Genomic DNA, 7,455 nt, shown 5'->3' with positions numbered 1-7,455 from the left:
CCCCCACACCCACCCGACACCCACCCAGACCCGCCGACATGAAGCCCGCCGCAGGCGAAACGTCAACACCACGCGGAATACTGACCGCATGACCGAGATCCCCGACGCGCGATGGGGCAGGTCGGACGGCGTGCTCGGTCGGACTGCCACCAAGTTCGCCTCGACCCGGCCCGGCTCGTGGGTCGTCCGCACGCTGACGCCGCTGGACCGGCGGATCCTGATCCGCACCAACGGGCGGCGCACGGTGCTGGGTCCGGTCGGTGCGCCCACGCTGCTACTGGAGACGATCGGCCGGAAGTCCGGGCAGGCGCGGATCAGCCCGCTGCTGTTCGCGCGCGACGGGGGCAGCGTGATCGTGGTCGGCTCGAACTTCGGGCAGGCCCATCATCCGGCCTGGACCGCGAACCTGATCGCCCACCCCGAGGCGCACGTCGTCGTCGGGGGTCAGCGGATCCCGGTCACCGCGACCCTGTTGGCGGGTGACGAGGCCGAGGCCGCGTACCGGAAGATGGTCGAGGTGACGACCGCCTACGCGTCGTACCGCGGCCGGACCGACCGCCAGATCAGGGTGTTCCGACTGACGCCGGTGGCCTGAGAATCGCGGGACGGGGGCGGCGCTCGCTCGTAGCATGACGCGCGTGCCGACCTCCGCGATGCCGCCGAGCGTGCGCGTGTTCGGGCCGCCGCGACTGATCAGCGCGGCCGGTGAGGTCGAGCTCGGCCGTCGACGTGAGCGCAACGTGCTGGGGATGCTCGTGGCCGCGCACGGCAGGCCGGTGTCCGCGGATCGACTGGTCGTGGAGGTCTGGGGGGAGGAAGCGCCGCGACAGGCGCTCGCGTCCTTGCAGGTGGCGGTCTCCCGACTGCGCCGGATCCTCGAGCCCGAGCGCTCGCCTCGCGCACCCGCCACCGTGCTCCGCAGCTCGGCGGCCGGCTACTCGATCGCGCTGCCCCTGATGTCCGTCGACGTCTGGGAGTTCGAGGCCATGGTGGTCCGCGCAGCGGCCGGGACCACCCCGGCCGAGCGACGCGAGGCGGCCGAGGCTGCGATCGAGCTCTGGCGCGCCGCGCCGTACGCCGGCTGCGACGCCGAGTCGGTCGTCCGGGAGGCGGAGCGGCTCGACGAGCTGTTCGTCACCGTCCGGGAGGTCGGCGCGCGGGCACTGCTGGACCTCGGCGAGCCGGCCGCCGCGGTGACGGCCCTGGAGCCTCTGCTCGCCGACCACCCCTACCGCGAACGGCTGTGGGCAGCGCACGCCCTCGCGCTCTACCGCACCGCACGCCAGAGCGACGCGCTCGACAGCCTCCGGGTCCTGCGCGAGCGCCTGGCCGACGACCTCGGCATCGACCCCACGTCGGAGGTGCGCGACCTCGAGGCCGCGATCCTCAACCAGGACCCGTCGCTGTCGGCACCGGCGGCGGCGTCGACCCCCTCGCCGGAGCCGACGCCCAGGGTCGGACGCACGCCGACCACGGGCTTCGTGGGTCGGGCAGCAGCGCTGACGACCGTGCACGCGCTGCTCCACGACGCGCTGGCTCGGTCGCACGCCGAGTTCGTCGTCGTGTCCGGCGAGCCGGGCATCGGCAAGACCCGGTTCGTCGAGCAGGTCGCGACGCTCGAACCCGACGCCCTCGTCGTCCTGGGTCGCAGCCACCCGGACTTCGCGCCCGCACTGTGGCCCTGGCTCCCGGTGCTGCGCGGTCTCTGGGAGCGCAGCCCGGCCGCCGCCGACGCGGAGGTCGTCGAGCCGGTGCTCGCCGACGTCCCGCGCGAGACCGATCCCAGCCAGGGCAGTGCCCTCCGGCTCTTCGACGCGGTCGCGCGGCTGCTCACACGCTCCGCCGGGGACCAGCCCTTGGTCCTGGTGCTCGAGGACCTGCACTGGGCCGACGTGACCTCGCTGCGGCTGCTCGCACACGTCGCTGCTGCCGAACTGGCCGTGCCGCTCCTGGTCGTGGGGACGATGCGCACGGGCGAGGTCGCCTCGTCCGAGGCGTTGGTCACGACGCTGGCGGACCTGGCGCGTGCGGGGGCCGCCCGGATCCGACTGGAGGGACTCGCCCCGGACGAGGTCACCGAGCTGCTCACCGACACCCTCGGTCCGCACGACGAGCGGCTCGACACGGTGGTGGCCGACGTCACCGCGGGCAACGCGTTCTTCGTCCTCGAGTACGCCCGCCTGGTCCAGGGTCGCCCCGACCTGGTGCACCTGCCCGTCGAGGAGCTGCCGGTGCCCGACGGCGTGCGCGACGTGCTGCGACAGCGCCTGGCGCGACTGCCGGACGCGGCGCGCGGCCTGCTCGCCACGGCGGCCGTCGCGGGCCGGATCGAGCCCGAGCTGCTCGCCGGGCTCACCGGCGTCACGGTCGACCGGACACTCGACCTGCTCGACCTCGCGCTCGCTTCCGGCCTGCTCGCCGAGACGGCGGGCGGCTATCAGTTCGCGCACACCTTGACCCGCGAGGCGCTGGCGGGCGACCTGACCGCTGCCCGGCGGCTCCGGCTGCACGACCAGGTCTCGCGCGAGCTCGAGACTCGGTACGGCGACGCTCCGGACGTGGTCGCAGAGGTCGCGCACCATGCGGACCTCGCCGCCTCCCTCGGACCGGAGGCCGCTGCCCGCGCCGCCTCGGCGCTGGTCGCGGCGGCCCGCGTCGCGCAGGCGCGGCAGGCTCACGACGAGGCGCTCGAGCTGTGGCAGCGAGCCGCGGCCCGGGCGAGCGGTGCCGACGCCGGCGTACGACGGGTCGAGGCGCTGACCGGCAGTGCGTACTGCATGATCCGGCTCGCTCGTGCACCCGAGGCGCGTACGGCGGTCATCGAGGCTGTGTCGATCGCGCGGGCTGCCGGGCGCTGGGACCTCGTGGCCGACGCCGCGGCCATGCTGAACCGGCGCGGGGTCTGGGCCTGGCGCGAGCCCGGGTCGAGCGACCCGGCCTTCCTCGAGACGCTCCACGAAGCGCTCGACCACGTCGACGACGTCCGTCGAGCCCGGCTGCTGGCCGTGCTCCAGTCCGAGCACTACTTCGCCTGGAACGCCGGGGTCGCCGACGACCTCGGGGAGCGCGCGCTCGCGGTCGCCCGTGCGTCGGGCGACGAGGCGGTCCTCGTCGAGGTGCTGCTGGCCTACGTCGTGGCGCACTCGGGGCCGGGCACGTCGGCCGACCGGCTGGCCGCGGTCGAGGAGCTGCGCTCGCACGCGCTGAGCGGAGAGGTCGCGGCGTTCACGGAGTTCACGTACGCACGCACGCTCTACGAGCGGGGGCGCGTCGAGGAGGCGGACGCGGCCGCGGCGCGCTGTGCCGCGGCGATCGCGCGGCTGCGCCACACCGGCGTGGACGTGCCGCTGGCGTGGTGGTTCCTGTCCCGGGCGCGCGAGTCCGAGGACCCCGACCTGATCAGGAGCGCGCTGACCCGGCTCGACGAGCTCCTCGGGGGCGGCGCCGTGACGGCGGCCGGCATCGATGCGATCTACCGCTGGCGGACCCGCGACCCGGCGGCGCCCGTCGACCCGTCGCTCCTCGACAGCCTCCGTCGTACCGGGGCCGGCCAGCGGGCCGTCGTGGCCCTCGACCTGCTGGAGGCCGGGGATCCGGCGACGGCCGTCGACCTCCTCGGCGACCCGACACCGCCGGGAGCCAGTGACTACTCCGTGCTCGCTGAACGCTGCCTGCGGATCGCGGTCCTCGCCGGCGCGGGCGTGACCGCGGGCCTGGCCGACGCCGTCGCGGCGATGGCGCCCTACAGCGGCGACGTCGTCACGTTCGGCGCCGTGGACCACCTCGGCGTCGTCGACCACTTCCTCGCCGTCGGCACGGCGGCCCTGGGCGACCGGGAGCGTGCCGAGCGGTACTGCGCCGCGGCGCTGGAGCAGCTGGACCGGCTCGGCAACCGGCCGTGGCGACGGCGGGCCGAGGCACTCGCAGCACAGCTGCGGCAGGCGGCCACTGGCTGACCGGACGCTAGGCAAGTCGCCGGTAAGTGCGCGGCAACCGCTCGAGATCAGGCTGGCGGCGTTCCAGCCCCGATCCGAGAGGCGACCGCCATGTCGACCGTCACCCCCACCGCCCCTTCGAGCCCACGACGACCCGCGGACCTCGACGACCTCCGTCGCCGGGTCGCCGGCACGCTGCACACGCCCGACGACCCGACCTGGGACTCGGTCCGCTCGCCGTGGGTGGTCAACATCGACCAGAGGCCGCTCGCCGTGCTCGAGGTGCGCGATGCGGCCGACGTCCAGGCCGCGGTCCGGTGGGCCGTCGACCACGACGTACAGGTCACCGCACAGCCCGGAGGCCACGGCGCGGGCGACGCGCTGGACGGTGTCCTGCTGCTGCGCACCCGCGCCCTGGGCTCCATCGAGGTGGACCTCCAGCGGCAGACGGTCCGGCTCGGTGCCGGCGTCAAGGCAGGGGAGCTGCTCGCGGCGCTCGACGGCACCGGCCTGACGTTCCTCGCCGGCAGCAACCCGGACGTGTCGGTCGTCGGTCTGACCATCGGCGGCGGCATGAGCTGGTTCGGCCGGGCGTACGGTCTGGCCGCGCACAGCATCGTCGCCGCCGAGCTCGTCGACGGCCTGGGCCGGGCGCGCACGGTCAGCCGGGAGGACAACCCCGACCTGTTCTGGGCCATCCGCGGGGGCGGCGGCGACTTCGGGATCATCACGCAGCTCGAGCTCCGGTTGCACCCGGCTCCGGCGGTGTACGGCGGTCGGCTGTTCTGGCCGCTGGAGCAGATGGGCGAGGTGCTGCGGGTGTTCCGCGCCGTGACCGAGAGCGCGCCTCCCGAGCTGACGCTGTGGTACCACAGCTACCGCTTCCCGCCGCTCCCGCACGTGCCGGAGGCGATGCGCGGCCAGGCGTTCGCCTCCGTGGCGATGGCCTACCTCGGCGAGGCGGAGGAGGCCGAGCACTGGCTGGCGCCGCTGCGCGAGGTGCCCGGGCTGCTGCACGACCTCGTCGGGGCGGTGCCGCTCGCCGAGCTCGCCCGCATCGGCGGTGAGCCGACCGATCCGACACCCAACCTGGACACCTCCACCCTGCTGGAGCGCCTCGACGACGACACCGTGGACCGGCTGGTCGCGGCGGTCGGCGCGGAGAGCGGCTCACCCCTCGCCGTCTTCCAGATCCGTCACCTCGGTGCTGCGTTCACCACGGGGAGCGCGTCGGAGGGCGCAGCGGGACACATCGACGCGCCGTACCAGCTGTTCGCGCTGGGCGTCCCGGCCGTGCCCGCGCTGGTGGAGCCGATCCGCGCCGGTCTCGACCGGGTCGAGCTCGCGGTCGCCCCGGTGTCGTCGGGCACGACCGCTCCGAACTTCCTCGGGGCCGGGGGCGACGTCGACCGCTGCTGGCCGGCCGACGTGCGTGCCCGCCTGCGCGCGATCAAGGCCGACGCCGACCCGCTCGGCACCATCCGCAGCAACCGTCCGGTCCTGCACACCCACTGATCCGACTCGCACGAGGAGCATCGCGATGAGCATCCACTTCGACCACACGATCGTCGGCGTCCGCGACAAGCACGCGACGGCGGCGTACCTCTCCGAGCTCCTGGGCCTGCCGCCGGCCGTGCCCTACGGGCCCTTCCTGATGCACAGCTTCGGCAACGGAGCGCACGTCCACTTCGCCGACAGCCAGGCGGCACCGACCTCGACCCATCTGGCGTTCCGCGCCGGTGAGGTCGACTTCGCCGCCGTGCTCGACCGGCTCGGGCGGCGCGGGATCCCGCACTGGGCCGATCCCTTCAAGAGGGAGCCGGACGCGCTCTACATCGACGGCACCGACCGCGGCTTCTACTGGGACGACCCCGACGGCCACGTGCTCGAGCTGATCACCCGACCGGCCGCGACCCGAGCCGGCTCGCGCGTGAGGAGTGGGTCCTGATGCGCAAGTGGCTCCCGCTCGTGGCCGTGTGCCTGGGCAACTTCATGCTCCTGCTCGACGTCACCGTCGTCAACGTCGCTCTGCCTGACGTCGCCGCCGACCTCGACACCGGCTTCGGGTCTCTCCAGTGGGTGGTCGACGGCTACACGCTCGTGCTGGCCGCCCTGGTGCTGGCAGCGGGCTCCGTCGCCGACGTGTTCGGCCACCGGCGCTCCTACCTGGCGGGGCTGGGCGCGTTCGCCCTCAGCTCGCTCGCCAGTGCGTGGGCGCCGACGGTCGGGGCGCTCGTGGCGGCGCGGGCCGTCCAGGGCGCGGGTGGCGCCGCCATGCTGGCAACGTCCTTCGCCCTCCTCAACACCAGCTATGCGGCGCGCGACCGCGGGATCGCGTACGGCGTCTGGGGTGCGGTCTCGGGCGGCGCCTCGGCCGTCGGGCCGATCGTCGGTGGCCTGCTCACCGACGCGGGGTCGTGGCGTTGGGTCTTCCTGGTGAACCTGCCGGTGAGTGTGCTCGCCGTGGTGCTGACCGCACTGACGATCCCGCGCGGCAGCGGACGCGGCCGCCTGGCCGATCTCGACCTGCCCGGTGTGGTCACGTTCAGCGCAGCAGCCGCAGCGCTCACCGCCGGACTGATCGCCGCCGACGAGCACGGCTGGTCGGCGCCGGGATCTCGATGGCCGCTGGTCGCGGCGCCGTTGCTGCTGATCGCCTTCGTCGTCGTGGAGCGGCGCAGCCCGCGACCGTTGCTCGACCTCTCTCTGCTGCGCCGGGCGCCGTTCGTCGGTGTGATGGCCGGTGCGATGCTCCTCACGTTCGCCGCCTTCGGCACCTACCCGTACCTCTCGCTCTGGCTTCAATCGGTTGCCGGACTCAGCGCAGTCCAGGCCGGATCCGCCACGGTGCCGCTGTCGGCCACCGCCTTCGTGGTCGCACTCGGCGCGGGCCGGTACCTGCAGCGGCTCGGATCCGGGACGGTCATCGGCTGCGGCATGCTGCTCGTCGGCGCCGGCGGACTGGTCAACGCCGCCCTCGTGCACGGCGGTGCCGGCTGGGCCTCGATGGTCCCCGGCTTCGTGGTCACCGGGATCGGCGCCGGGCTGGCGACGCCCACGCTCGGCGCGGCCGCGGCCGGCTCGGTGCCGATCGAGCGGGCCGGCATGGCGGCCGGGGCCCTCAACACGATGCGCCAGCTGGGCCTGACCTTCGGCATCGCGGTCCTGGGCGGCGTGTTCGCCTCTCGCGTGACCGACGTCCTGTCCGGCCGCGGGGTCGCCGACCCGGCGGGTGTGGGCCGCGCGGTCTCGGGCGGCCAGGCGCGACAGGTGCTGGACACGCTGCCCGAGTCGGCCCGGTCGGCCGTGGAGGCAGCCGTCCGCGCGGCCGCGGTGGACGGGGTGCAGGCGACCTTCGCCGTCTGCGGGGTGGCCGGCCTCGTCGCCGGAGTCCTCGTCCTGGCCCTCCACCGCCCGCGTCCGTCCGCGTCCGCGGCCGTCGCCGACGTGGCGGAGGAACCGTCGGCCGCCTGAAGGCCGACCCCGAGCGGGGCCGGCACCGGCCGGCCCACGAACAGAG

5 protein-coding genes are annotated in these 7,455 nt (G+C 74.6%); all 5 read left to right on the top strand.

Annotated elements, in window-relative coordinates; translation table 11 throughout:
• Window positions 1-88 precede the first annotated feature (88 nt).
• The 5 genes from EFL26_RS21085 (at window position 89) to EFL26_RS21065 (ending at window position 7,409) form a co-directional block, all read left to right on the top strand.
• The gene (locus EFL26_RS21085; RefSeq protein WP_123224892.1) at window positions 89-595 is read left to right on the top strand and encodes a nitroreductase family deazaflavin-dependent oxidoreductase; all 507 of its coding nucleotides are present in this window, start codon (window positions 89-91) and stop codon (window positions 593-595) included.
• A gap of 43 nt (window positions 596-638) precedes the next feature.
• Window positions 639-3,956, top strand: a complete 3,318-nt coding sequence (locus EFL26_RS21080) for an ATP-binding protein (protein WP_183408305.1) — start codon at window positions 639-641, stop codon at window positions 3,954-3,956.
• A 90-nt stretch (window positions 3,957-4,046) separates the two neighbouring features.
• Complete coding sequence (locus EFL26_RS21075; RefSeq protein WP_123224890.1) at window positions 4,047-5,450, top strand: FAD-binding oxidoreductase; 1,404 nt, start codon at window positions 4,047-4,049, stop codon at window positions 5,448-5,450.
• Between the two features lie 25 nt (window positions 5,451-5,475).
• A complete protein-coding gene (locus EFL26_RS21070) occupies window positions 5,476-5,883 on the top strand; it encodes a VOC family protein (RefSeq protein ID WP_123224889.1) in 408 nt (135 codons plus the stop codon).
• Window positions 5,883-7,409 carry an MFS transporter gene (locus EFL26_RS21065; protein ID WP_123224888.1) on the top strand — a complete coding sequence of 509 codons (1,527 nt, stop codon included), beginning with the start codon at window positions 5,883-5,885 and terminating at the stop codon, window positions 7,407-7,409. The genes EFL26_RS21070 and EFL26_RS21065 overlap by 1 nt, the downstream gene beginning before the upstream one ends.
• Window positions 7,410-7,455: the final 46 nt, after the last annotated feature.

This window comes from Nocardioides pocheonensis (assembly GCF_003725535.1).
Lineage (GTDB): Bacteria > Actinomycetota > Actinomycetes > Propionibacteriales > Nocardioidaceae > Marmoricola > Marmoricola pocheonensis.
Note: the sequence above shows the minus strand (reverse complement) of the source record. Positions and strands in the feature narration are given on the sequence as shown.